Genomic DNA, 24,079 nt, shown 5'->3' on the forward strand with positions numbered 1-24,079 from the left:
GGGTGCTCGCTTGACATCTGCCGCGACGCCGAAGCGGGAAGTCGGAACGAACCCCCAACGGTGCCTCTCGTCGCCGGCCGACGCTATCGGCGTCCGCCATCCGTGTAATGGGCGATGGCGAGGAACAACAGCGTGGAGGAGCCGAATGCCCCGCCGCCCGCGAGGATCGAGGCCGGGGGATTCGCGCCGCTGAGGTAGGCGAGGAATCCGGCGGCGCAGGCGATGATCGTCGCAGCCAGCACCATCACCGCGACCCAGATCGAGCGCACCGAGCTTGCGGCTTGCTGGGAAGCCCGGTCGGCGCGCGATGGTTCAGTGGCCACGACGCATCCCTTCGTACGTTGTCCGGTCAATCGTTGTCGCGGAGCTGCCGGCGCAATGACCATGCGTGGCCGATGAGCCGGGCGGCGTACATGAGCTGGCGAGCCCTGCCCGCTCCGGTCTCGGCCAGGTCGAGGAGCTCACCGGTGAACTCTTCGCGATATCGGTCGCGATGGGGTCGCGGGACGAAGACGAGCACCACTGTCAGCAGCCGGATCGCTGACCCGGCGAGTCGTCCGGGTGACGGAGGTGCATCCTCCGGCGGCCCGGGCAGCACCTCGACGTCAAGGGCCGCCCGCTCGAGCGTGACCAGCGCGCCCGGGTTGTCGACGTCGAGGCCGGCGACCACGTACTCCACCCGCAGTCGCTCGAGCTCGCGATCGATGCCCTCGAGCGGCCCCAGATGCTCCTCGACGCCGAGGTGGCGGCACGCGAGCTGGAGGCGAGCGTCGTACGCCCGCAGGACGGCTGCGTGCCGCACCACGGAATCCTCGTAGGCTCTCGCCCGGCGCTGCCGGTCCAGTCGTCGCACCGCTCGCCATTCCCGCCACCCCATCACGCATCGCCCTCGGTCAAGGCGGGGAGCAGCCCGGTCGCCGGGGATCGGGCGCCGGCCAAGGCGTTTCGCGCCTCGCTGGTCCCCTCCGCAGTGAACCGGTAATACCGGCGCCGGGGCCGGCCCTCCGCCTGAGGGTCGGCCTCCTCCCAGCGGGAGACGACCCAGCCGAGGCGTTCGAGCCGGGCCAGAATCGGATGGATCGTGCCGCTCGCCAGGCCGGCCGCCTGGCAGATCTGCAGCCCGTACAGCTCCCGCGCGGGCTCGGCGAGCAAGGCACGCAGCACCAGTTGCGTCGGGATGGTCATGCGAACGGACCTTGGCATGGTCGTACTCTACCAAGGGGCTAGGTAGAGAACAAGGTAGCGAGCGGGTCCGCGGGCATCGGTGCATTCAAGTACGTTGAGGCGGTTGTCGGACTCAAGGGGAGAGCTCCATGACAAAACGCCTCATTGCCGGCGCCGCCGTCGCGGCCGCCCTCGCCGGGGGCCTCGTCGCCCCGGCCGCCGCCACCGCGCATCCGGCCGTATCGTGGACGGCCTGCGCAAGCGGCTTCGAGTGCGCCACCGTCCCGGCGCCGCTCGACTACGACCGCCCGCGCGGCCCGCAGATCGCGCTGGCGCTGACCCGGCTGCCCGCCACCGACCCGGCCCACCGGATCGGGTCGCTGCTGGTCAACCCCGGCGGCCCGGGCGGCTCGGGGGTCGACTTCGTGCAGATCGCGGCGCCCTACTTCCCGGCCTCGATCCGGGCGCGCTTCGACATCGTCGGCTTCGACCCGCGCGGCATCTATCGCAGCTCGCCGCTGCTCTGCTTCGACTCCTACCAGCAGGCGGTGGCGTCGCTGCCGGCGCTGCCGTTCCCGCAGACGCCCGCCCAGGAGCGGTTGCAGCGCGTCGCGGACGACAAACTCACCACCGCCTGCGCCCGGCACGGCGGCGCGATCCTCGGCCACATGTCCAGCGCCGATGCCGCCCGCGACATGGACCTGCTGCGGCGCACGCTCGGCGACCGCAAGCTGAGCTATCTCGGTTACTCGTACGGGTCACTGCTCGGCCAGAACTACGCCAACATGTTCCCGGACAACTTCCGTGCCCTCGTGATCGACGGCGTGGTCGACCCGATCGCCTGGGCCACCGGCCGGGGCGACCAGGCCCGTAAGACGCCGGTCGGCACGAGGATCGGCAGCGCCGACGGCGCGCGGGCGACGCTCGGCGAGTTCTTCCGGCTGTGCGACGCGGCCGGCGCCGGCTGCGCGTTCTCCGGGGACGCGAGCCGGCGGTACGACGCACTGGCCCGCAATCTGACCGCCCACCCGGCCACCGTTCAGAACCCGGAGACGGGCGCGACGTTCGCGTTCACCTACAACCATCTGATCGCCGTGACGCTGGGTGCCCTCTACGCCGCGGCGGTCTGGCCCGACCTGGCGAACTTCCTGGCGGCGCTGGAGGCGGGCGCGTCCCCGGCCGTCCTCGGCGACCTGCTGTCCCGCCTGCGGACCGGCCTCGGCGTCACCGGTTCGTACTATCCGAACGACGTGGAGGGCTCGCCCGGCGTGACCTGCTCCGACACGATCAACCCGCGGTCGTTCGGCGCCTGGCAGCGGGCGGCCGACGAGAACGAGCGGCGCTACGGCTACTTCGGCCGCATCTGGAACTGGACGTGGAGCGCCTGCCGCACGTGGCCGTCCGCCGCCGGCCAGGACCGCCACCTGGGACCGTGGACCACGCGCACGGCGGCGCCGGTGCTGGTGGTCGGCAACTACTTCGACCCGGCCACGCGCTACCAGGGCGCGCAGACCGCGGCGCGCCTGCTGCCCCACTCGCGCCTGTTGTCGTACGCCGGATGGGGTCACGCGGCGTACTTCATCGCGTTCAACACCTGCGTCAACGACCAGGTCTCGAACTACCTGATCACCGGACGGACGCCGCCGGCGGGCACGGTGTGCCAGCCGCAGGGCTCGCCGTTCGCGCCGCCGTCCGCCCTCACGAAGGCGGCGGCGGCCACGGCGGCCACGGCGGTGGTCCTGCCGCCCGCAGTGCGTGACGCACTGACCGGGCGCTGACGGATCCGCCGCGTCCTGGCCTACCGGTCCAGATAGTGCAGGACGGCCAGGACGCGGCGGTTGTCGTCGTCCGAGGACTGCAGGCCGAGCTTGGCGAAGATGCTGTTGGTGTGCTTGGCCACGGCCTTCTCGGTGATGAACAGCGCGGCGCCGATCGCCGCGTTCGAGCGGCCCTGGGCCATGTGGGCGAGCACCTCGCGCTCGCGCGGGGTCAGCTGGTTCAGCGGTACGACGCGGCGGCTGTCCAGCAGCTTGGCGACCACCGTCGGGTCGAGGGCCGTCCCGCCGCCGGCCACCCGGCGCACGGCGTCGATGAACTCACCGATGTCGGAGACGCGGTCCTTGAGCAGGTAGCCGATGCCGCCGTTGCCGTCGGCCAGCAGTTCCCGCGCGTAGAGCCTCTCGACGTACTGGGAAAGCACCAGAACCGGAAGCCCGGGAACCTGCGCCCGCGCGGCGAGCGCGGCCCGCAGGCCCTCGTCGGTCTGCGTGGGCGGCAGGCGCACATCGACCACGGCCACGTCGGGCCGCTCGTCGAGCAGCGAGCGCAGCAGATCGGGCCCGGTCCCGACGGCGGCGACCACCTCGAACTCGTACGCCTGCAGCATGCGGATGAGCCCGTCGCGCAACAAGGTCAGATCCTCGGCCACCACCACTCGCACCGCGCTACGGTAGCGCGCCGGGCAGCGGACGGGGTGACGGGAAACCGCTTCCCTCAAAGGGCGACGGTGATGTGCGGGGACAGGGCCGCCAGGAAGTCCCGCGCGTCGAACATCGCCCCCGCCGAGGCGACGCCGGTCGCGCGGGCGCGGCCGGTCAGGATGCGCTCGACGGCCTCCACCGCCAGCGGAGCGCTCACCGCGTAGATGTCCCGCCCGTGCGCCACCGCGCGCTTCTCGTCCGATCCTTTCCGCACAACCGCCTCGACCACGAACCGCTGGTCCGAGCGGCCGGTCCGCACCGGCGTGGCGGGCGAGGCCAGATCGTGGGCCGCGGTCGTCGTCATGGAGGTGCGCACGACCGGCACGTTCACATGGCTGGGGATGGTCACGACGTCGGCCATCGAGAACTCGGCGTAGACCTCCCGCTCGCCCCACCCGGGGAACGTCCAGGCCCGGGTCGGCAGCGGGTCGTCGTGATACCGCAACGCGCCGCCGGCGAACCGGACCCGCCGGCCGTCCCGGCGGTCGTGCGAGACCCGGCCCGCGGCCAGGGTTCCGGCCGTCGGGTGCCAGCTGTCCAGGCCGTAGGCGACCTCGACCTCGTCGGCGCCGCCGTCGGTCAGGGCCGAGACCAGCAGGTCACCGAGACCACCGAAGAACGCCATCGCCGGCACCACGATCGACCGGGCCCGCGGCCCGAAGACCCGGAACGTGTCGGCGTTGGCCTCGATCTCGGCGGCGACATCGACGTACGGGATCCCCGCCCGCATCGCCGCCTCGATCAGCGGCCCGGCGGTCACCGCGAACGGCCCGGCGCAGTTGATGACCGCATCCGCGCCGGCCAGGGCCCGATCCAGGGCCGCCGCGTCATCGACGGAAGCCCTCCGGGTTCCGTCCCGCACCGAGCGCCCCGCCCGAATCGGGGCAAGTCCCCGGGCGACCAGCTCGTCCACGACAAACCGGCCGGTGTGCCCCGAGGCGCCGTAGACCACTACCGCAGATCCCATGCCCTTGATCATCCCGGCGACCGTGACCGGCCCGCGAGTGTCCGGAACGACGAGATGCGTACAGTTCCGGACATGAGCACGGTAGCGGTGGCGGTCGCCGACGGCATTCTCCAGTTCGAGCTGGCGCTGGCCTACGAGCTGTTCACCTCGGTGCCGCCGGCGGGCACGACCGGCTGGTACGACCTGGTCATCTGCGGCGCGGGCCCGGTCCGGGCCGACGGCCGCTTCCTGCTCGAGCCGGACTGGCCGCTGGACCGCCTGGCCGAGGCGGAGACCGTGATCGTCCCCGGCTGGGCCGATCTCGACGCCGATCCGCCCGCCGACCTGGTCGCCGCCGTCCGCCAGGCCCACGCCGCCGGCGCCCGCGTCGCCTCCCTCTGCACCGGCGCGTTCGTCCTGGCCGCCGCGGGCCTGCTCGACGGCCGCCGCGCCACCACCCACTGGCTCTACGCCGACGCGCTCGCCGCCCGATATCCCTCGATCGAGGTCGATCCCGATGTCCTTTATGTCGACGACGGGAGCGTGCTCACCTCGGCCGGAAAGGCGGCCGCCCTCGATCTGTGCCTGCACCTCGTGCGCACCGATCACGGATCGTCGGTCGCCAATGCGATAGCCCGCAAGCTGGTGGTGCAGCCGCATCGCCCCGGTGGCCAGGCCCAGTTCGTCGCCACGCCGGTTCCGGAGCCGCACGACCGCCCGTTCAGCGAGGTGCTGGCGTGGGCGTCCGAGCGTCTCGACCAGCCGCTCACCGTCGACGACCTGGCCCGCCGCGCCAACCTGAGCACGCGCCACCTGGGCCGCCGTTTCCGCGCGGCCACCGGCACGACAGCCCGGCAATGGCTTCTCACCCAGCGGATCCGCCGCGCCCAGGAACTCCTCGAAACCACCGGCGACAGCATCGACGCCATCGCGCGCGCCACCGGAATGGGCACCGCGACAAGCCTGCGGCGCCATTTCCAGCGCACGGTAGGCGTTTCCCCGGCGACTTACCGAAAGACCTTCCAAACCCTTTAGCGATACGGGATTTCCGCACCACGCCCGTGCGTTCGGCCCGGCGCCGTCGTGGCTCACCCTCCGCGCGCGGCCGCCGGGCGGGCCCGCGGGGCAAGCCCGGCCGGGCCGGCCGGGCGTGTGCTCTCCCGCTCAGGGCCAGTTCGGCGGCCGCCGCTCGACGAAGGCCCGCACGCCCTCGCGCCGGTCGTCGGAGAAGACCGCCGCGCGCCACGCCGAGTCCTCGATGTCGAGCCCCGCCGCCAGGTCGACGTCGAAGCCGCGCCGCATCGCGTGGCGGGCCTGGGCCACGGCGACCGGTGAGTTCGCGGCGATCAGCCCGGCCAACTCGATCGCCGCCTCGACGTCGGTCCCGGCCGGCACCAGCCGGTCGACGAGCCCGAGCCGCTGCGCCTCCTCGGCCCGCACGTGCCGGCCGGTCAGGATCAGATCGGCGGCCACCGCCGCCCCGGCCCGGCGGGGGAGCAGCTGCGTCCCACCGCCGCCCGGGACGATCCCGATCCGGGTCTCCGGCAGCCCCACGACGGCGGTCTCGTCCGCGACGATAAGGTCGCCGGACAGCGCCAGCTCGAAGCCCCCACCGAGCGCGTATCCGTGCACCGCCGCCACCACGGGTACCGGCAGATCGCGTACGGCCGCGAACGCTTGTCGAAATATCGGCCGCTGCGCCATGAAGCCGGCATCGGTGAGACGGTCGCGCTCCTTGAGATCGGCGCCCACGCAGAACGCCCGCGGCGCCCCCGAGCTGAGCACCACGGCCCGCGCGTCCCCGATCTCCCCGGTCGCCGCCGCCAGCTCGGTGGCCAGCGCGGTCGACAGTGCGTTGCCCGCACCGGCCCGGTCGAGCCGGATCTCGGTCACCGGTCCGTGCCGCAGCAGCGAGATGTCGCTCACCCGCGCACCGCCAGTATCGAGATGCGGCTCATCCGTGCACCGCCGGCATCGAGATGCGGCTCATCCACGCACCGCCGGCATCGATCGAGATGCCGCTCATCCGTGCACCGCCAGCATCGAGATGCGCCGCCCCGCCGCTCCGTCGGTCACCAGATAGGTCACCGTGAGCCGCTGGATCTCGCCACGGTCCGCCCGGCGCCACGAGAACGTGCCCCGCACCAGAGCCGACGTCCCGTTGACCATCGTGACCTCCAGCCCGAGCGTCTCGGTGTGGTCGTAGGAGGCCGCCCGCATGGCGTCGATCTGCGGCTGGATGCCCGCCACCACCTGCTCGTCCCCGATCAGCGGGAAGTAGCCGGTCCCGGTCGTGATCAGCAGCGGCACCCCGTAGAACGCGAGCATCGACGCGACGTAGCGCTCGCCGCGCCCGCACGCCGCGTAGGCCTCGAGGTAGTCGCCGAACCACCGCTCGACGTCGTCGCCGTCCACATCGCGAACCCTACTGCCCGGCCGCCCTCCGGCATGCGGTTCGCGACCGTGGCACGGCGGGGTCGCTTCGGGCCGGCCCTCGACAGGCCGGCCGTCGACAGGCCGGCCGTCGACGGGCCGGTCCTCGACGGGCCGGTCCTCGACGGGCCGGCCCTCGACGGGCAGGGCTTCGCCGTCGAGGCGGCGGGCTAGCCGTCGCGGCCGAAGCCGGGCTGGAAATGAGGTGACGGCGGGCCCTGCTCGGCCCACCAGCGGCCCCGGCGGACCTCGACGCCCGGGATGCCGGCGACCAGGCGCTCGGGGTCGACCACGGCGGCCAGCGAAACGGTCAGGCTGGCGCCGAGCTCGGCCGCGGCCTCCTCGAGGGTGTCGGGCTCGGCCGCCCAGTCGATGTCGGCCTCGCGCAGCTGCCGCACGGCCAGATCGGTCACCGCGCCGGGGTCGCCCACCACGACCTCGATGCGGCAGTAGACCTGCAGGACGGCCGGCTCCTCGGTGGTCATGCGTGCGCCACTTTCTGCATGACCGCCGATCCAAGCAGACGCCGTCCCGTCGCTACCGGCGGCGGGCCTCGATGAGGAAGCGGTGCGAGCGCACGCGGAACTCGCCCGACTCGCGGATCCGCCGGTCGATGCGGCGCAGGCCCGCGTCGTACTTCGCCGGCGTGAAGCCGGGGACCTGCCATGGGACGGCCCGCAACTGGTAGACCAGCGCACCGATGTCATGAAAGACGAACGACGGCCATTCTTCCCGTACGTCCGAGACCGTCAGGCCCGCCGCCGAGAGGGCGCCGGCCGCCTCGTCCGCGTTCCACGTCGCCGGATGAGCCGGCGGCGCGCCCAGCGCCTCGTTGATGCCCGCGCAGTCGTCGCTGCCCACCTGCTGGGTGAGCAGGACGCCGCCGGGGGAGAGGACCCGGGCCACCTCGCGCGCGTCGAGCCGGCCGTGCCTGTTCAGCACCAGGTCGACCGAGCCGTCCTCCACCGGCAGCGCCGGCGAGGGCGCGAAGCGCACGTCGACGCCGAGCGGGGCGAGCCGGTCGCGGGCCACCGCCACGTTGGGCTCCCAACCCTCGACCGCGATCGCCCGCGCCGGCAGGGGCGCCAGGGAGGCCAGCAGCTCGCCGCCGCCGGTGTCGACGTCGAGCAGGCGGCCGGCCTCGCGGATCAGCGCGAGCGCGCGCCCGGGATAGGACCAGGACGGGTCGGAACCGCTCGCGCGGCCGGTCAGCCAGGCGAAGTCCCAGCCCTCGATCGGCACGCCCGACGCCTCGGCGACCAACTCGTCGAACGATGCCACGGCGTCACCGTAGACCTCACCAGACGCGTACGCGTGCCGCCCCCGACCCCAGCGCCGCGATCGGGCCCGCCGGGCCGGTCGTCCGGCGCTCGCCGGTCAGGTCCACGTCCATCACGGCGGGCGAGCCGTCCGGCTCCTCGAAGTCGGCGTCCGCGAACCGGACGCGCGGCAGGTCGCGCCCGGTCACCGCGGGCACCGTGGACGACTCGAACTCCGCCGGCAGCTCGGTGACCAGGTAGACGTCGGTGCCCTCGTCGGCGATCGACGCGTGGCCGCCCTCGAGCACCAGCGGCGCGGGCTCGCCGGCGAACGGGCGCGCGCCGGCCGCGTACACGTTGCCCTGCGCGTACACCGGCTGCTCGAGGCCGAGGAAGCGCTTGTGGTCGCCCGGCGGACGAGCCGCGATGCGCGCCATGTACTCCTCGAACGAGGCCGGGAAGCCGTCGTAGCCGGCCGTTCCGGCGAACGGCGTGCCCTCGCCCTCGGCGTCCGGCCCGTAGGCGGCCGCGGGGTCGCCGCCGACGAACAGGTTGCCGATCCACCGGTCGTCGCCGCCGACGATGACCGCGTAGCCGGCCACCTGGGTGCTGTGCGGCCGGTGGTACGGGGTGGCCCGGTCGAGTACGGCCTCGAGCCGGACGGTCCCGCCGATCAGGTTGTGGACGTAGGCGCCGCCCTGGCTGAACGACTCGATCGCGGCCGGCGACGCCAGCACGTTGTGCTCGACCAGGTACGGGCCGTGCGACACCTCGACGAACAGGTCGCGGCTGTTGGCGTAGTAGAGGTTCCGCGAGATCCGGGTGCCCTGCGTCTGCCAGTCCAGCCAGGTGCCGAGCGTGCAGTCGTGGATGCGGTTGTGCCGGATCGTCACGTCGATGGCGGCGTGCAGCTTGATCCCGCCGATCTCGTAACCGTAGAACTCGTACTTGGTCGCGATGTTGTAGATGTGGTTGTCCTCGATGGTGGAGAAGACGCAGCCGAGGTGGCCGACGATGCCGTTCTGCCCGCAGTCGTGGATGGTGTTGCGGCGGATCACGTGCGACCCGACGTGCTCTTTGTCCCACCCGATCTGCCGGGCCGCGAAGACGGACTCGAGCTGGTACTGGTAGCCGGGCTTGTCGCCGCGCTGGGTGGCGTAGTTGTGGCCGGTCGAGGACTCCTTGCCGATCGAGACGGCGGAGCACTTGGCGTCGTGGATGTCGTTGTCCTCGATGATCCAGCCCTTGGCCCAGTTCGGGCCGATGAGCCCGGGCTGGTCGGCGGTGGGCGGGGTCCAGGGGCACGCCGCCTGGCAGAGCTCGAATCCACGGACGGTGATGTAGTCGATGTGGTTCTTCTCGGGATAGAACACCGAGCGCCGTACGTTGATCTCGACCAGCTCGGCGTTGGGATCGGCGCCCTGGAAGTTGGCCCAGATCGTCGTCTCGCCGGCGGTCACCTCCGCGTACCAGACCAGCCGGGTTTGATCCTGGTTTTTCGCGTCGACCCGGACATTCGTCCAGTCATCGACGAAGTGCGCACTGCCCGGCGGGTCGTCCACCTCGGCGCGGCCGGCGACCTCGTAGAAGCTCAGACCGTTGAGGTAGACGTCGCCGAGGTGCTTGCGGGGCGCGCCGTCGCGGTAGACGATCCAGTCCCCGGCGATCTCCTCGGCGAACGGGTTGAAGTCGCCGAACAGCGTGTTGGGCACGGTCGCCCGCCACACCGTGCCGTCCTCGTTGACCCAGCCCGTCACCCGCTCCGATCCCTTGATGACGACGTGCTCGCCGGCCGCCGCCTCGTACGTGATCCGCCGGGTGTCGCTGAGGCCGCCCCGCCGCGGCTTGACCCACTCCCGGTACTCGCCGGCGTGCACGACGACCGTGTCCCCGGCCCGGGCGACCGCCGCCGCCCGGTCGATCGTGCGGAACGGGCGCTCGGCGGAGCCGTCGGCGCTGTCCGAGCCGGTGGTAGCCACATGGAGCACGAATGTCATGTCGTCGCCCTTCCTCGCCGCGATCTTCCCGCCCAGTCTGATCCCCGGCCGCCGGGACCGAGCGGAAACCCCCTCGCTCGGACTCTTCCCGCCACTGATTCAAAAATTGCAAAGACTCGTCTCAATATTGCGCGTTCATGTCCGGGACGTTAACGTCCTCATAGTTCCTCAGCGTGTTCCCCGCCACATGCGCCCCCGGCCTCCCCGTCCCCTTCGAGGCCGAGTTCGGCATGGGCGACACCCCCCGGTCGCTCGTCGAAAGTGAGCAACAAGATGTCCAGACGAAGGCTAGGCGCCGCACTCACCGGCGCCGCCCTGCTCGGCACCGCGCTGACCGTCGCGTACGGCTCGCCCGCCCTCGCCGCCGCCACCGGTGGCGTGGGCGCGACCCTGCCGTACGTCCAGGTCCAGGCGGAGAACGCCACCACCAACGGCTCGGTCGTCGGGCCGTCGGCCGCCTACAACACGCTGGCGGCCGAGGCCTCGTACCGCAAGGCCGTGACGCTCGGTGCGGGCCAGTACGTCGAGTTCACCAGCCCGGTGGCGACCAACTCGATCGTCTTCCGCTACAGCATTCCGGACTCGGGCGGCGGCTCGGTCTACACGACGCCGATCAACTTCTCGATCAACGGGACGGCCTCCTCGGCGTTCACGCTGACCAACGCGTACAGCTGGTTCTACGGCGGCTACCCGTTCACCAACTCGCCGGGCAGCAACCCGCACCACTTCTACGACGAGACGCACCGGCTGTTCCCGACGACCTATCCGGCCGGCACCAAGTTCCGGCTGACCGCGACCACGACCACGACGATCGACTTCGCGGACTTCGAGTCGGTCGCGGGTGCGCTCTCGCAGCCGGCCGGCTCGGTCTCGGTGACCAGCAAGGGCGCCGACCCGTCGGGCGCGGCGGACTCGACGGGGGCGTTCAACGCGGCGATCCAGGCGGCCGGTTCCGGCGGTACGGTGTGGATCCCCGAGGGCACCTTCAAGATCCCGGGGCACATCGCCGTCAACAACGTCACGATCAAGGGCGCCGGCATGTGGCGCTCGACGGTGACCGGCGCCGCGCCCGGCTTCTACGGCAACGACGCGCCGAACCCGAGCACGAACGTGCACCTCGCCGACTTTGCGATCTTCGGTGACGTCCAGGAGCGCAACGACAGCGCGCAGGTCAACGGCATCGGCGGCGCGATGAGCAACTCGACCGTCGACCGGCTGTGGATCGAGCACGACAAGGTCGGCGCCTGGATGGACGGGCCGATGGACAACCTCGTCTTCTCCGGCATGCGGATCCGCAACGTCACGGCCGACGGCGTCAACTTCCACAAGGGAGTGACCAACTCCAAGGTCACCAACTCGGACATCCGCAACACCGGCGACGACGGCCTGGCCACCTGGTCGGAGGCGGTCGCCGACGCGAACGACTCGTTCGACCACAACACGGTGCAGTACCCGATCCTGGCCAACGGCATCGCGATCTACGGCGGTCACGACAACTTCGTCACCGACAACCGGGTGATCGACTCGGGCCTCACCCAGGGTGGCGGCATCCACGTCGCGCAGCGTTTCGCGTCGACGACGCTCGGGCGTACGGACGTGCTGCGCAACACGATCATCCGGTCCGGCAGCCTCGACCCCAACTGGCAGTTCGGCGTGGGCGCGCTCTGGTTCGACGCCCGGGACGGCGCGATGACCGGCCTGACCAACGTCGACAACATCCTGATCCAGCAGTCGCCGTTCGAGGCCATCCAGTTCGTTTCCGGCTCCCAGATCTCGAACGTGAAGATCAACAACGCGACGATCCAGAACACCGGGTCGTACGTGGTGCAGGAGCAGGTCGGCGGGTCGGCGACGATCTCGAACTCGACCGCTACCGGGACGTTGGGGCCGGCCGCTGTCTACAACTGTGGTGTGGGCTTCACGCTTACCGACGGTGGCGGGAACTCCGGGATCTTCGGGTCCACCGCCTGTACTCAGGTGACCAACCCGACATTCCCCCCTTATCTCCCGGACAACGGGTCGCTGATCTCGATCAGCCCGACCACCCTGGGCTTCGGGACGGTCGCGACCGGCTCGACCAGCGCGGCGCAGAACGTCACGGTGACCAACTCGGGCACGGCCGCCGCCCCGGTCTCGGGCGTGTCGACCACCGGTGACTTCTCCCAGACGAACACGTGCGGTTCGTCGATCCCGGCCGGCGGGTCGTGCACCGTCAGCGTCCGCTTCGCACCGACCGCTACCGGCTCGCGTACCGGCAACCTCACCGTGACGGCGTCCGGCATCACCAACACGATCCCGCTCTCCGGCAGCGGCGTCGCGCCCGGGCCCATCCTGTCCGCCTCGCCGTCGAGCCTGTCCTTCGCCGGCACCATCGTCGGCGGCACGTCGGCGTCGCAGACGGTCACGGTCACCAACTCGGGCACAACCGCGGCGACGGTCTCGGGCGTCACCGCGAGCGGTGACTTCGCGCAGACCAACACCTGCGGGTCCCTTGCGGTGGGTGCCTCCTGCACGGTCACCGTCACCTTCAGACCCACGGCGGCCGGTACGCGGACCGGCAGCGTCTCGATCGCGTCCAACGCCAACAACAGCCCGACCGTCATCGCGCTGTCCGGCAGTGGCATCGGCTCGACGACGAACATCGCGGCCGGCCGGCCGGCCACCGCTTCGTCCCAGGTGAACGCGACCCAGGCGGCCTCGACCGCGACCGACGGGGACGCCAACACCTACTGGGAGAGCGCCAACAACGCGTTCCCGCAGTGGCTGCAGGTGGACCTCGGTTCCGCGTACGCCATCGGGAAGGTGACCCTGAAGTTGCCGCCGTCGACCGCGTGGGGCACCCGGACCCAGACGCTGTCGGTCCTGACCAGCACCGATGGGTCGTCCTTCGGCACCGCGGTGGGATCCGGCACCTACACGTTCAACCCGGCCTCGGGCAACACCGCCTCGATCACGGTCCCGGGGACGACAGCCCGGTACGTGCGGGTCTCGATCACCGCGAACTCGGGCTGGCCGGCCGGTCAGGTGTCCGAGCTCGAGGTCTACCCCAGTGGCGGCGGGACGACCCCGGCGCCGTCGCTCTCCGCGTCGCCGGCCTCGCTCACCTTCGGCACCCAGGCGCCGAACACGACGAGCGCCGGTCAGTCGGTCACCATCACCAACGGTGGCAACGCGGCGGCCTCGTCGCTGACCGTGTCGGCGTCCGGTGACTTCGCGCAGTCCTCGAACTGCGGGACGTCGCTCGCCGCCGGCGCGTCGTGCACCGTCACCGTCACCTTCCGGCCCACCGCCTCCGGCACCCGGACCGGCACCCTGTCGGTCGCCGGCGGCGGCTCGAGCACCGCGGTCGCCCTGTCCGGCACCGGCGCCGGCACGACCAGCACGAACCTGGCCGCCGGCAAGCCGACCAGCGAGTCCAGCCACACGGACGTCTACCCGTCGTCGAACGTGACCGACGGCGACCAGAACACGTACTGGGAGAGCGCGAACAACGCGTTCCCGCAGTGGGTGCAGGTCGATCTGGGCTCGGCCCAGAGCGCGAGCCGCGTGGTGCTGCAGCTCCCCGCCACCTGGGGCGCGCGGACCGAGACACTGGCGGTGCTGGGCAGCACGGACGGCTCGAGCTGGACGACGCTCAAGGCCTCGGCCGGGTACGCCTTCGCGCCGTCCGCCAACAACACGGTGACCATCACCTTCGGCGCGTCCACCCAGCGGTATTTCCGCCTGAACATCACCGGTAACACCGGGTGGCCGGCCGGCCAGATCTCCGGTTTCCAGGTCTGGAACAGCTGACCGTCACCCGCCGATCCCACGGCGGCCCGGGTTGCCTCGCGCGCCCGGGCCGCTGTGCCGTTGCGGGAACTTGCTCAGAAGGGGGCAGCGGCTGCCGATTCCACAACGCGACACCTCGCACCCCAGCGAAAGGCGCCCGTCCGGATGCAACCCGAGCAGAACCCGCACCAGTGGGCTTCGGACCCGACGTTCTCCGAGCCGGGCGCCGGGAACGCCGCGCCTCCGTCGCCGCCGGGCCATCCGGCGCCGGAGTCGTGGAACGCCGCCCCGGCCGACCCGACGGCGGCGCCGTCGGGGCTGCCGAGCTCGGGATGGGGCGAGCAGGCGGTGCCCGGTTCGGCGCTGAGCGCGGAGCTCTGGGCCGGCCAGGCAACGCCGCAGCAGCCGGAGTGGGGCGCGCCGGCGTCGGAGTGGGCCACCGAGCAGACGGCGCTCACGTCGGCCTGGGCCACCCAGCAGACCGCGATCACCTCCGCGTGGGCCAGTCAGCAGGGCGGTTCCGGCGCGCAAGGGGCCGGTCCGCAGCACATGCCCGCCGCGGAACCGGCCGCCGCCCCGGGTTGGCCGGCTCCGGAGGGCGGTCAGCAGTTCGATCCGCAGGGCGCGCCGTCGGGGTTGAGCTGGGCGACTCAGCAGCAGGCCGCACCGACGGCCGGCCACGCGCAGGAGTGGGCGGCCCCGCAGGCGGCGCCGGCTCAGGAGTGGGCCGCTCCGCAGGCGGCGGCGACTCAGGAGTGGGGCACCCTGCAGGCGGCGCCGGCTCAGGAGTGGGCCATGCCGCAGGCGGCGCCGGCTCAGGAGTGGGCGACCCCGCAGGCGCCGACTCAGGAATGGGCCATGCCGCAGGCGGCGCCGGCTCAGGAGTGGGGCACCCCGCAGGCGCCGACTCAGGAATGGGCCATGCCGCAGGCGGCGCCCGCTCAGGAGTGGGGTACCCCGCAGGCGGCGCCGACTCAGGAGTGGGGCACCCCGCCGGCGGTGCCCGGGCCGGAGTGGGCGGCGCCGACCGTCAACCACGCGCAGGAATGGCCCGCTCCGCCCGCCGACCCGGCGCAGCAATGGGGCACGCCGCCGGTCGCGCCCGCTCAGCAGTGGGCGACGCAGCCGCAGACGAGCGCTCCCGTGCCGGAGTGGGGCACCCCGCAGCCCGCGGCGGCGACGCCGGGTCCAGGATGGACTCAGCCCCCGGCGGGCCAGGCGGCCGTGACCGCGCCCGCCATGACCGTGCCCGCTATGTCCGCGCCGGCCATGACCGCGCCCGCCATGACCGCGCCCGCCATGGCCGTGCCCGCTATGTCCGCGCCGGTCATGACCGGGCCCGCCACGACCGGACAGCTTCCGGCCGGCTGGGCGGCGGCCGCGGCGCCGGGGCAGGCTCAGCCGTGGATGGTGCAGCACGGGGACCCCAACTCGCCCGTCGCCAAGCCGAAGACGCGCAAGGGACTGGTCGTAGCGCTCGTTGCCGTGGGGGGCCTGGCGGTTCTTCTCGGTGGGGGAGCGGGCGGGCTCAATGCGTACGCGAAGCATCGGGTCTGCTCGGAGTTCGAGGGTGGCTCGGCGTTCGCGGGGGAGGCGTCCGGCAAGGAGTCGGCGACGCCGACCGCGGCCGAGTTCGCGACGATGCGGGCCGCCGCCGATGAGCTTCGCCAGAACGGGAAGATGCTGGTGCTCGACGGAAGCCTGCGGACGGCCGTCAACGGGCTCGCCGACGATGTCGACCAGCTCGTCGATCTGGTCGGCGGCTCCAAGAAGATCAGCTCGGACAAGGCCTTCGCCGACCTCATGACGATCGCCGGCTCGGCCAACAGCCACGCCCGGGAGGCGCAGCGCGCCTGCGGTCTGCCGGTCACCGGCCTGCTGGGGGACTGAACATCGACGTTCGCAAGATCCAGTAGGAACCTTGTGGATTGCGGGCGGCGAACATAGCGTTCGGGTCATGGCACGCACCATCAGCGATCCGGAGACGCTCAAGGGCCTGGCCCAGCCGATCCGGCAGAAGATCTACCGCCTGCTCGCCCAGATCGGGCCGGCGACCGGCGGCCAGCTCTCCGAGCGCCTCGGCACCGATCCCGGGCAGACCAGCTACCACCTGCGCGAGCTGGCCAAGCGCGGCTTCGTCGAGGACGTGCCGGAGCTGGCCCGCGACCGCCGCGAGCGGTGGTGGCGGCTGGTGCCGGGGTCGATCAGCTGGTCGCAGCTCGAGATGCCCGAGGTCGCATCGGTGGCCAAGGCGCAGATGGTGATCGACGAGTTCGAGCGGGTCCGCCGCTTCGAGCAGACCCGGGCGGAATGGCCCGCGCAGTGGCAGCAGGCCGCGATGTCGAGCGACTCGTTCCTGCGGCTGACCGCGGCCGAGCTGACCGAGCTCAACCGCGAGATCCAGGCGCTGGTCGAGGGCTGGGCCGCGCGTACCCGTGACCTGCCGGTCGACGACGAGCGCCGGCACGTGTTCCTGTTCCTGCACTCGTTCCCGGAGCGGCCGTGAACCCGGAGTTCCGCCGGTACGCGTGCGGGCAGGCGGTCTCGGTGCTCGGCGACCAGGTCTACTACGTGGCCCTCTCGTGGGCGGCGGTGCGGATCGCGTCGCCGGGGACGGCCGGGGTGCTGCTGACCGTGAGTGCGGTGCCGCGGCTGCTGCTGATGCTCTCCGGGGGCGTGCTGGTCGACCGCGCCGAGCCGCGCCGCCTGATGCTGATCAGCGACCTGGCCCGGGCCGTGGTGTGCCTGGCCGCCGCGGCCGTCGCGCTGCGGCAGGCGAGCATCCCGTTGCTGGTCGTCGTCGCCCTGGCCTTCGGGGTCGCCGACGCGGTGTTCCTGCCGGCGGCCGGCGCGCTCCAGCCGCGTCTGCTCGGGCCGGAGCGGTACGCGAGCGGAAACGCCGTGGTGGCGACGCTGAACCGCGTGGCGCTGACCGTCGGCGCGCCGCTGGGCGGCCTGCTGGTGGCGGCCGGCGGGCTGCCCGCCGCGCTGCTGGTCGACGCGGCCACCTTCGCCGTCTCGGTGCTGGCCCTGCGGTCGCTGCGTCCCCGTCCCGCGCTCCGACCGTCCACAAAGGAGGAATGTGGACTGCGCGACGGGCTGCGGTACGTCGCCCGGCATCCGGTGCTGCGCGGCGCCCTGCTGGCCGGGCTGCTGGCCAATCTGGGCTTCGTCGGGCCGATGAACGTCGGCCTCGCGCTCTCGGCCGAGGCCGCCGGCTGGGGTGCGACCGGGATCGGTGCCCTGCTGGCCGGGTTCGGCTCCGGCGCCATCGTGACCGGCCTGCTCATGGTGCGGCCCCGGATCTCGCGGATCGCCCCGGCCGTGGCCGGCTGTTTCGCCGTACAGGGAGTCGCCGTGGTCGTGCCCGCGCTCACCGGAAGCCTTCCGCTCGCCGTCGCCGCCACCTTCGTCGCGGGGCTCACCAGCGGGCCGACCGGGATCCTGCTGTCCGCCCTCACCCAGACCGTCACCGGCGACGCCTACCGTGGCCGGGTCGCCGGCGTGAGCTCGGTGGCGAACCTGGGCCTGACGCCGCTCGCGATGGCGGCGACGGGTGTGGCGGCCGGCTGGTTCGGGCTCGGGCCGGCGATGATCGCCTCGGGACTGCTCGAGCTGGTGGCGGCCGCCGTCTGCCTGGCGCTGCCCGCGCTCCGGAACGCCCGGCTTCCCCGGCCGGTGGCCAAACTCCCGATTCGCACCTAGCGGAGACCTCACCCCACTTACGCTGCCGCCGAACCCTCAAGTGCGAGGTTCCCGAGACAGGCGGTGGCGAGAGTGGCGTTCCGGATGCTGACCGACCGGCGGGTCGGTACCAAGATCATGGTGGCGGTCGGGATCGTCGCGGCCTTCAGCACGGTCGACGGGCTCTATGCGCTGGACAGCCTCAGCACCACGAATGACCAGGTCAAGGCCGGTTACGTGCATGAGCAGGAGCTCGCCGCGATCGGCAACCTGCGCGCCGCGGCGAACAAGGTCTGGCTCGGCGCCGACGACTACCAGCTCGCCGACACCGCCGCCGAGCAGGCCACCGCCACGTCCGCCATCGCCGCCAACCAGTCCCAGGTCGAGCGGTCGGTCGCCACCTACCGGTCGTACCCGCTGGCCCCGGGCGAGGCGGCCGCCATCACCGGCTTCGAGACCCACTGGGCCGCCTACCGGGATCTGCTGGAGAACCGGCTGATGCCGATGGCCGAGGCCGGCAACCGCTCCGGGCTCGCCGGGCTGCGCGCCGGCGAGGTCGCCGCCGCCGTCGACACGCTGCACGCCGACCTGGTCTCGCTGGGCGACCTCACCGTGCAGGCCGGCGCGGCCCAGGAGACCGACGCCGAGGACCGCTACCAGCGCACCAAGTGGCTGGTCGGCGCCCTGCTCGGCGTGGCCCTGGTGGCCGGCCTCGCGCTGGCCGCCGGCATCGCCCGGCTCATCGTCACCTCGCTCAACCGCTGTGCCGGCGCGCTGGGACGGATCGCCGAGGGCGACCTGACCGCCCGGGTCGAGGTCGGCAGCCGCGACGAGGTCGGCCGGATGGCCGCCGCGCTCAACCGCACCGCCGAGGCCATGGCCGGCATGGTCGGCCGCATCAACGCCAGCTCCAGCCTGCTGGCCGACGCCTCCGACGAGCTGTCCGCCGTCTCGGCCCAGCTGTCGGCCTCGGCCGAGGAGACCTCGGTGCAGGTCGGCGCCGTCGCCGAGTCGGCCGGGCAGGTCTCCGACGGCGTCCGCGCGGTCTCGGCCGGCGCCGACGAGATGGGCGTCTCGATCCGGGAGATCTCCGACAACGCCAACGAGGCGGCCGTCGTCGCCGCCGACGCGGCCCGCGCGGCCGCCGCCACCGACGCCGGCGTCGCCCGGCTCGGCGAGGCCTCGAACCAGATCGGCGCCGTCGTGCAGATGATCACCTCGATCGCCGAGCAGACGAACCTGCTCGCGCTCAACGCGACCATCGAGGCCGCCCGCGCCGGGGAGGCGGGCAAGGGCTTCGCCGTGGTCGCCTCCGAGGTCAAGGACCTGGCCATGGAGACCGCCCGGGCCACCCAGGAGATCACCGCCCAGGTCGGCGCGATCCAGGCCGAGAGCGACTCGGCGGTCGGCGCGATCCAGGAGATCGGCCGGATCATCACCACGATCAGCGACTACACCACCACGATCGCCGCCGCCGTCGAGGAGCAGACCGCGACCACCGGCGAGATCTCGCGCAGCGTCGAGCGGGCCGCCGACGGCTCGTCCGCGATCGCCGAGACGATCGCCGGGGTGGCCGAAGCGGCCAAGCATGTCACCGACAGCGCCACCGAGACCCAGCAGACCGCGAGCGAGCTCGCCCGCACCGCCGCCGAGCTGCAGGCGACGGTGGCCGCCTACCGGGTCTGAAGCACCCCGTCGGTCTCGACGTACTCGTCGCCGGACTCCGGGCACACCCACACGCCGTCACCCTTGGCCACCAGCGGGCGGCCCGCCTTGCCGACCCAGCCGATCCGGCGTGCCGGCACCCCGACCACGAGCGCGTGGTCGGGCACGTCCTTGGTGACGACCGCGCCCGCCGCGACCAGCGCCCACCGGCCGACAGTCACCGGTGCCACGCACACCGCCCGGGCGCCGATCGCCGCGCCCTCGCCGATGGTCACGCCGACCGCGTGCCAGTCGTCGCCGGTCTTCAGCCGCCCGTCGGGCGTGACGGCCCGCGGGTACTCGTCGTTGGTGAGCACCGCGGCCGGACCGACGAAGACGCCGTCGCCCAGCCGCGCCGGCTCGTAGACCAGCGCGTAGTTCTGCAGCTTCACGTTGTCGCCGATGGTGACGCCCGGTCCCACGTACGCGCCGCGGCCGATGTTGCAGTTGGCGCCGAGCGTGGCCTCCTCACGGATCTGGGCCAGGTGCCAGACCCGGGTGCCGTCGCCGATCGTGGCCCGCTCGTCGACGTCGGCGGTCGGCGCGATGGTCGGTTCGCTCATGGGGGGTCAGGCTAGCGGGGGGAGGCCCGATCGGCTGTAGCGAAATCGACGTCCGCGCCCGATCTGACCGAAGGGCTGAGGGGCTTGACCGTCAGTCGCACGGCCGGCGACCGAAGGTACCGCGGCCACCTCACGGCTTCCGCCTGATTTCCGTCAGTGATCTGGCGGCGCACCCGCCGGGATCGATAGCTTGCCGTCGACCGCTCCTGTTCCCCCCGACGAAGCCGACGAAGCCGTCGATTCAACGGCTTCCCAACGAAACGGATGCTTGTGACTTCTGAAGAGCCGATCGGGATCGCCGTTGTCGGGGCCGGATACTGGGGCCCCAACCTCGTCCGTAACTTCCAGGGTTCGCAGGAGTTCCACCTGCGCTGGCTGTGCGACCTCGACGTCGACCGCGCGCGCAAGGTGCTCGGCCGGTACTCGACCGTCCAGGTCACCGCGGACCTCGACGAGGTGCTGGCCGACCCGCAGGTGCACGCGATCGCCATCGCCACGCCGGCCGGCACCCACCTGCCGGTCGCCATGGCCGCGCTGAAGGCGGGCAAGCACGTGCTGGTCGAGAAGCCGCTGGCGGCGACCCGCGAAGAGGGCATCCAGCTGGTCGAGGAGGCCGAGCGCCGCGGCCTGACGCTGATGACCGACCACACGTTCTGCTACACCCCGGTGGTGCTGCGGATCCGCGAGATGCTGCACTCCGGCGAGCTGGGCGAACTGCACTTCCTGGATTCCGTACGGATCAATCTCGGTCTCGTGCAGCGGGACATCGACGTGATCTGGGACCTCGCCCCGCACGACCTGTCCATCCTGGACTTCGTGCTGCCCCCGTCGGTCCGCCCCGTCGCGGTGGCCGCACACGGCGCCGACGGCATCGGCGCCGGCCGGGCCTGCGTGGCCTACCTCACGTTGCAGCTGAGCACCGGGGCGATCGCGCACATCCACGTCAACTGGCTGAGCCCGGTGAAGGTCCGCACCGCCATCATCGGCGGCTCCAAGCGGACCCTGGTCTGGGACGACCTGAACCCCAGCCAGCGGCTGGCCGTCTACGACCGCGGCGTCGACGTGGCCTCGCCCGACGAGCTCGGCGACGAGCAGCGGCGCGACATTCTCGTCTCCTACCGCTCCGGCGACATGGTGGCCCCCGCGCTGACCGAGCGCGAGGCGTTGCGCACGATGGTCGACGAATACGCGCGGGCCATCCGCACCGGTACGCCGGCGCTGACCGACGGCCGGGCCGGGCTGCGCGTGCTGGAGATCCTGCAGGCCGCCTCGCGCAGCCTGGCCGAAGGCGGAACGATGATCAAGCTCGACGAAGGGCACATGGCGTGACTGGCGTACAGATCGAGGGCACTCGCGCCCTCGTCACCGGCGGAGCGGGCACGATCGGCTCGCACGTCGTCGACGAACTCGTCCGCGGCGGGGCCGCCGAGATCGTGGTCCTCGACAACTTCGTGCGCGGCCGGCGCGACAACCTGGCCTGGGCGAGCGCGAACGGCCCGGTCCGGCTGGTCGAGGGCGACATCCGCGACCGGGAGCTGGTACGCGAGGTGACCGCCGGCAAGGACCTGGTGTTCCACCTGGCCGCCATCCGGATCACCCAGTGCGCCGAGGAGCCGCGGCTGGCCAACGAGGTGCTCGTCGACGGCACCTTCAACGTCGTCGAGGCGGCGGCCGAGGCGGGCGTCAAGAAGCTCATCGCCTCCTCGTCGGCCTCGGTCTACGGCCTGGCCGAAGAGTTCCCGACGACCGAGCGCCACCACCCGTACAACAACGACACCTTCTACGGCGCCGCCAAGGCCTTCAACGAGGCCACCCTGCGCAGCTTCCACGCCATGAAGGGGCTGGACTACGTCGCCCTGCGCTACTTCAACGTGTACGGCCCGCGGATGGACATCTACGGCCTCTACACCGAGGTGCTGATCCGCTGGATGGAGCGCATCGAGTCGGGCACCCCGCCGCTGATCCTCGGCGACGGTCTGCAGACGATGGACTTCGTGCACGTGGCCGACATCGCCCGCGCCAACATCCTGGCAGCGAAGGCCGACGTCACCGACGAGGTCTTCAACATCGCCAGCGGCGAGGAGACCAGCCTCAAGGAGCTGGCCGCCGCGCTCAGCGAGGTGATGAAGACCGACCTCGCCCCCGAGCACGGCCCGGCCCGCGCCGTCAACGGCGTCACCCGCCGCCTGGCCAGCACGGCGGCCGCCGAGGAGAAGCTCGGCTTCCGCGCCGAGCTCGGCCTCAAGGAGGGCCTGCAGGGCCTCGTGGACTGGTGGAGGTCGTCCAAGTGACGGAACGCAAGATTCCGGTCATGATCCCCATGCTGGGGGAGGAGGAGGCCCAGGCCGCGGCCGAGGCCGTCCGCTCCGGCTGGGTCGCGCAGGGCCCCCGCGTCGCGCAGTTCGAGCAGGAGTTCGCCACCCTGGTCGGGGCCGGCCACGGCGTCGCCGTCAGCTCCTGCACCACCGGCCTGCACCTGGCCCTGGTGCTGCTCGGCGCCGGCCCCGGCGACGAGGTCGTCATCCCGTCGCTGTCGTTCATCGCGACCGCCAACGCGGTCCGCTACGTCGGCGCGACGCCGGTCTTCGCCGACGTCGACCTGGCCACCGGCAACCTGACCGTCGAGACCATCGACGCCGTGCGCACCCCGCGTACCCGCGCGGTCATCGCCGTGCACCAGGGCGGCGTGCCGTTCGACACGGTCGGGCTGCGCAAGGCGGCCGAGGGCTGGGGCATCGGCCTGGTCGAGGACGCGGCCTGCGCGGCCGGCTCCACCGCCTACGGCCAGCCGGCCGGCGCCGGCGCCGCCGTGGCCGCCTGGTCGTTCCACCCCCGCAAGGTCATCACGACCGGCGAGGGCGGCATGGTGACCGTCGACGACGCCGATCAGGCCGCCCGCCTGCGCCGGCTGCGCGAGCACGGCATGAACGTGTCGGCCGCCGACCGGCACGCCAGCAAGCAGCCGGTCCTCGAGGCGTACCTCGAGACCGCCTACAACTACCGGATGACCGACATCCAGGCCGCGGTCGGCCTGGTGCAGCTCGGCCGGCTCCCCGGCCTGGTCGCCCAGCGGCGCGAGCTGGCGGCCCGCTACCACGAGCTGCTGGCCGGCATCGACGGCCTGGTCCCGGTCCGCGACCCGGCCTACGGCCAGACCAACTACCAGTCGTTCTGGGTGCTTCTCGACGGCTTCCCGGTGGGGCGGGACGAGGTGCTGTCCGAGCTCGCGGCCAAGGGCGTCTCGGCCCGGCGCGGCATCATGGCCGCCCACCTCGAGCCGGCCTACGCCGACGTCGTCCCGGCCCCGCTGCCGGTGACCGAGCGGCTGACCCGCGACTCGCTGATCCTGCCGCTGCACCACGCGCTCACCGGCGACGACCAGCAGTACATCGTGGACATCCTGCGCGACCTGGCGAGCCGGTGAACGACCTCGTCATCGTCGGCGCCGGCGGCTTCGCCCGGGAGACCGCGGCGGCCGCCGGCCTGGCCTGGCGGGTGACCGGGTTCCTCGACGACAACCCGGCCCTGCACGGAACGACCCGCTCCGGCGTGCCGATCCTCGGCCCGGTCTCGATGGTGCACGACCTGCCGGAGGCGGCGGTCGTGGTCTGCGTGGGCAACCCGCGCAACTACACCGCCCGCCGGCAGATCGTCGAGCGGCTCGCCCTGCCCGCCGAGCGCTACGCGACGGTCCTGCACCCGACCGTCTCGATCGGCGCCGGCAGCGTCGTCGGGCCCGGCAGCGTGCTGCTGGCCGGGACCGTGCTCACCGCCGACGTCACCGTCGGGGCGCACGTGGCGGTCATGCCCCAGGCCGTGCTCACCCACGACGACGTGGTCGGCGACTACGCGACCGTCGCCTCGGGCGTCCGGCTCGGCGGCGGGGCGGTGCTGGAGACCGGCGCGTACGTCGGCGCCGGCGCCCTGGTCCGCGAGGGCGTCACGGTCGGCGCCTGGTCGCTGGTCGGCATGGGCTCCGTCGTGCTGACCGACGTTCCGTCCGAAGAGATCTGGGTCGGCAGCCCGGCCCGCAAACTACGCAGCGCCGACCTGACGGCGTCCCTGAGGAGCTAAGAAC

23 protein-coding genes are annotated in these 24,079 nt (G+C 72.4%); 12 read left to right on the forward strand and 11 right to left on the reverse strand.

What is annotated here, in order from left to right; all coding sequences use genetic code 11:
- Positions 1-83: 83 nt before the first annotated feature.
- The 3 genes from ACQP2F_RS20790 to ACQP2F_RS20800 all read right to left on the reverse strand — a co-directional run bounded on the left by ACQP2F_RS20790 (position 84) and on the right by ACQP2F_RS20800 (position 1,185).
- The gene (locus tag ACQP2F_RS20790) at positions 84-323 is read right to left on the reverse strand and encodes a hypothetical protein (protein ID WP_433306436.1); all 240 of its coding nucleotides are present in this window, start codon (positions 321-323) and stop codon (positions 84-86) included.
- 26 nt (positions 324-349) lie between these two features.
- Positions 350-802 carry a hypothetical protein gene (locus ACQP2F_RS20795; protein WP_433306438.1) on the reverse strand — a complete coding sequence of 151 codons (453 nt, stop codon included), beginning with the start codon at positions 800-802 and terminating at the stop codon, positions 350-352.
- A 74-nt stretch (positions 803-876) separates the two neighbouring features.
- Positions 877-1,185 carry a PadR family transcriptional regulator gene (locus ACQP2F_RS20800; protein WP_433306440.1) on the reverse strand — a complete coding sequence of 103 codons (309 nt, stop codon included), beginning with the start codon at positions 1,183-1,185 and terminating at the stop codon, positions 877-879.
- A 128-nt stretch (positions 1,186-1,313) separates the two neighbouring features.
- Here ACQP2F_RS20800 and ACQP2F_RS20805 point away from each other — a divergent pair, with 128 nt between their 5' ends.
- A complete protein-coding gene (locus ACQP2F_RS20805; RefSeq protein WP_433306442.1) occupies positions 1,314-2,942 on the forward strand; it encodes an alpha/beta hydrolase in 1,629 nt (542 codons plus the stop codon).
- A gap of 20 nt (positions 2,943-2,962) precedes the next feature.
- Here the strand turns inward: ACQP2F_RS20805 and ACQP2F_RS20810 are convergent, their stop codons facing one another.
- Both ACQP2F_RS20810 and ACQP2F_RS20815 read right to left on the reverse strand, forming a co-directional pair.
- A complete protein-coding gene (locus ACQP2F_RS20810; RefSeq protein WP_433306444.1) occupies positions 2,963-3,604 on the reverse strand; it encodes a response regulator transcription factor in 642 nt (213 codons plus the stop codon).
- Between the two features lie 53 nt (positions 3,605-3,657).
- Positions 3,658-4,611, reverse strand: coding sequence for a saccharopine dehydrogenase NADP-binding domain-containing protein (locus tag ACQP2F_RS20815; RefSeq protein WP_433306446.1), 954 nt, complete (start codon positions 4,609-4,611; stop codon positions 3,658-3,660).
- A gap of 72 nt (positions 4,612-4,683) precedes the next feature.
- Here ACQP2F_RS20815 and ACQP2F_RS20820 point away from each other — a divergent pair, with 72 nt between their 5' ends.
- Positions 4,684-5,625 (forward strand): helix-turn-helix domain-containing protein, encoded by a 942-nt coding sequence (locus ACQP2F_RS20820; protein ID WP_433306447.1) that lies wholly within the window; start codon positions 4,684-4,686, stop codon positions 5,623-5,625.
- A gap of 129 nt (positions 5,626-5,754) precedes the next feature.
- Here the strand turns inward: ACQP2F_RS20820 and ACQP2F_RS20825 are convergent, their stop codons facing one another.
- Entirely contained in the window at positions 5,755-6,516 is a 762-nt protein-coding gene (locus tag ACQP2F_RS20825) for an enoyl-CoA hydratase/isomerase family protein (RefSeq protein WP_433306449.1), read from the reverse strand.
- 96 nt (positions 6,517-6,612) lie between these two features.
- Complete coding sequence (locus ACQP2F_RS20830) at positions 6,613-7,005, reverse strand: DUF6841 family protein (RefSeq protein WP_433306451.1); 393 nt, start codon at positions 7,003-7,005, stop codon at positions 6,613-6,615.
- Positions 7,006-7,053: 48 nt separating this feature from the next.
- On the opposite strand from ACQP2F_RS20830, the gene ACQP2F_RS20835 reads away from it, so the two are divergent.
- Positions 7,054-7,197 (forward strand): hypothetical protein, encoded by a 144-nt coding sequence (locus ACQP2F_RS20835; protein WP_433306453.1) that lies wholly within the window; start codon positions 7,054-7,056, stop codon positions 7,195-7,197.
- Here the strand turns inward: ACQP2F_RS20835 and ACQP2F_RS20840 are convergent.
- The 3 genes from ACQP2F_RS20840 to ACQP2F_RS20850 are packed head-to-tail and all read right to left on the reverse strand — an operon-like array spanning position 7,194 to position 10,279.
- A complete protein-coding gene (locus ACQP2F_RS20840; protein WP_433306455.1) occupies positions 7,194-7,508 on the reverse strand; it encodes a hypothetical protein in 315 nt (104 codons plus the stop codon). The genes ACQP2F_RS20835 and ACQP2F_RS20840 overlap by 4 nt on opposite strands.
- Before the next feature lie 52 nt (positions 7,509-7,560).
- The gene (locus tag ACQP2F_RS20845) at positions 7,561-8,304 is read right to left on the reverse strand and encodes a class I SAM-dependent methyltransferase (protein ID WP_433306457.1); all 744 of its coding nucleotides are present in this window, start codon (positions 8,302-8,304) and stop codon (positions 7,561-7,563) included.
- A gap of 16 nt (positions 8,305-8,320) precedes the next feature.
- On the reverse strand, positions 8,321-10,279 hold the full coding sequence (locus ACQP2F_RS20850; protein WP_433306458.1) for a right-handed parallel beta-helix repeat-containing protein: 1,959 nt from the start codon (positions 10,277-10,279) through the stop codon (positions 8,321-8,323).
- A 273-nt stretch (positions 10,280-10,552) separates the two neighbouring features.
- Between ACQP2F_RS20850 and ACQP2F_RS20855 the strand changes: the two genes are divergently transcribed.
- The 5 genes from ACQP2F_RS20855 (at position 10,553) to ACQP2F_RS20875 (ending at position 19,420) form a co-directional block, all read left to right on the forward strand.
- Positions 10,553-14,071 (forward strand): choice-of-anchor D domain-containing protein, encoded by a 3,519-nt coding sequence (locus ACQP2F_RS20855; RefSeq protein ID WP_433306461.1) that lies wholly within the window; start codon positions 10,553-10,555, stop codon positions 14,069-14,071.
- 144 nt (positions 14,072-14,215) lie between these two features.
- Positions 14,216-15,940: a hypothetical protein gene (locus ACQP2F_RS20860; RefSeq protein ID WP_433306463.1), complete on the forward strand. Its 1,725-nt coding sequence runs from the start codon at positions 14,216-14,218 to the stop codon at positions 15,938-15,940.
- 67 nt (positions 15,941-16,007) lie between these two features.
- Positions 16,008-16,556, forward strand: coding sequence for an ArsR/SmtB family transcription factor (locus ACQP2F_RS20865; protein WP_433306465.1), 549 nt, complete (start codon positions 16,008-16,010; stop codon positions 16,554-16,556).
- Positions 16,553-17,755, forward strand: coding sequence for an MFS transporter (locus tag ACQP2F_RS20870; RefSeq protein WP_433306466.1), 1,203 nt, complete (start codon positions 16,553-16,555; stop codon positions 17,753-17,755). The genes ACQP2F_RS20865 and ACQP2F_RS20870 overlap by 4 nt, the downstream gene beginning before the upstream one ends.
- Positions 17,756-17,827: 72 nt before the next feature.
- Positions 17,828-19,420 (forward strand): methyl-accepting chemotaxis protein, encoded by a 1,593-nt coding sequence (locus tag ACQP2F_RS20875; RefSeq protein ID WP_433306468.1) that lies wholly within the window; start codon positions 17,828-17,830, stop codon positions 19,418-19,420.
- On the opposite strand, the gene ACQP2F_RS20880 is transcribed toward ACQP2F_RS20875, so the two are convergent.
- Positions 19,408-20,001, reverse strand: a complete 594-nt coding sequence (locus tag ACQP2F_RS20880; RefSeq protein WP_433306470.1) for an acyltransferase — start codon at positions 19,999-20,001, stop codon at positions 19,408-19,410. The genes ACQP2F_RS20875 and ACQP2F_RS20880 overlap by 13 nt on opposite strands.
- Positions 20,002-20,265: 264 nt before the next feature.
- On the opposite strand from ACQP2F_RS20880, the gene ACQP2F_RS20885 reads away from it, so the two are divergent.
- Genes ACQP2F_RS20885 through ACQP2F_RS20900 form a run of 4 tightly spaced genes read left to right on the forward strand, consistent with a single transcriptional unit; the run spans position 20,266 to position 24,075 of the window.
- Positions 20,266-21,330, forward strand: coding sequence for a Gfo/Idh/MocA family protein (locus ACQP2F_RS20885; protein ID WP_433306472.1), 1,065 nt, complete (start codon positions 20,266-20,268; stop codon positions 21,328-21,330).
- Entirely contained in the window at positions 21,327-22,292 is a 966-nt protein-coding gene (locus ACQP2F_RS20890; protein ID WP_433306474.1) for an NAD-dependent epimerase/dehydratase family protein, read from the forward strand. Before ACQP2F_RS20885 ends, ACQP2F_RS20890 begins: the two co-directional genes overlap by 4 nt.
- A gap of 20 nt (positions 22,293-22,312) precedes the next feature.
- Entirely contained in the window at positions 22,313-23,425 is a 1,113-nt protein-coding gene (locus ACQP2F_RS20895; RefSeq protein WP_433306476.1) for a DegT/DnrJ/EryC1/StrS family aminotransferase, read from the forward strand.
- Positions 23,422-24,075 (forward strand): acetyltransferase, encoded by a 654-nt coding sequence (locus ACQP2F_RS20900; RefSeq protein WP_433306478.1) that lies wholly within the window; start codon positions 23,422-23,424, stop codon positions 24,073-24,075. Before ACQP2F_RS20895 ends, ACQP2F_RS20900 begins: the two co-directional genes overlap by 4 nt.
- Positions 24,076-24,079 lie beyond the last annotated feature (4 nt).

The organism is Actinoplanes sp. CA-030573 (assembly GCF_050951115.1).
Classification (GTDB): Bacteria; Actinomycetota; Actinomycetes; order Mycobacteriales; family Micromonosporaceae; genus Actinoplanes.

Excerpts from the sequence above, each read along its gene's own strand:
- ACQP2F_RS20800 (WP_433306440.1), bottom strand. The coding sequence starts at position 1,185 with ATGACCATCCCGACGCAACTGGTGCTGCGTGCCTTGCTCGCCGAGCCC.
- ACQP2F_RS20805 (WP_433306442.1), top strand. The coding sequence starts at position 1,314 with ATGACAAAACGCCTCATTGCCGGCGCCGCCGTCGCGGCCGCCCTCGCC.
- ACQP2F_RS20815 (WP_433306446.1), bottom strand. The coding sequence starts at position 4,611 with ATGGGATCTGCGGTAGTGGTCTACGGCGCCTCGGGGCACACCGGCCGG.
- ACQP2F_RS20820 (WP_433306447.1), top strand. The coding sequence starts at position 4,684 with ATGAGCACGGTAGCGGTGGCGGTCGCCGACGGCATTCTCCAGTTCGAG.
- ACQP2F_RS20840 (WP_433306455.1), bottom strand. The coding sequence starts at position 7,508 with ATGACCACCGAGGAGCCGGCCGTCCTGCAGGTCTACTGCCGCATCGAG.
- ACQP2F_RS20850 (WP_433306458.1), bottom strand. The coding sequence starts at position 10,279 with ATGACATTCGTGCTCCATGTGGCTACCACCGGCTCGGACAGCGCCGAC.
- ACQP2F_RS20855 (WP_433306461.1), top strand. The coding sequence starts at position 10,553 with ATGTCCAGACGAAGGCTAGGCGCCGCACTCACCGGCGCCGCCCTGCTC.
- ACQP2F_RS20860 (WP_433306463.1), top strand. The coding sequence starts at position 14,216 with ATGCAACCCGAGCAGAACCCGCACCAGTGGGCTTCGGACCCGACGTTC.
- ACQP2F_RS20865 (WP_433306465.1), top strand. The coding sequence starts at position 16,008 with ATGGCACGCACCATCAGCGATCCGGAGACGCTCAAGGGCCTGGCCCAG.
- ACQP2F_RS20880 (WP_433306470.1), bottom strand. The coding sequence starts at position 20,001 with ATGAGCGAACCGACCATCGCGCCGACCGCCGACGTCGACGAGCGGGCC.
- ACQP2F_RS20885 (WP_433306472.1), top strand. The coding sequence starts at position 20,266 with ATGCTTGTGACTTCTGAAGAGCCGATCGGGATCGCCGTTGTCGGGGCC.
- ACQP2F_RS20895 (WP_433306476.1), top strand. The coding sequence starts at position 22,313 with ATGATCCCCATGCTGGGGGAGGAGGAGGCCCAGGCCGCGGCCGAGGCC.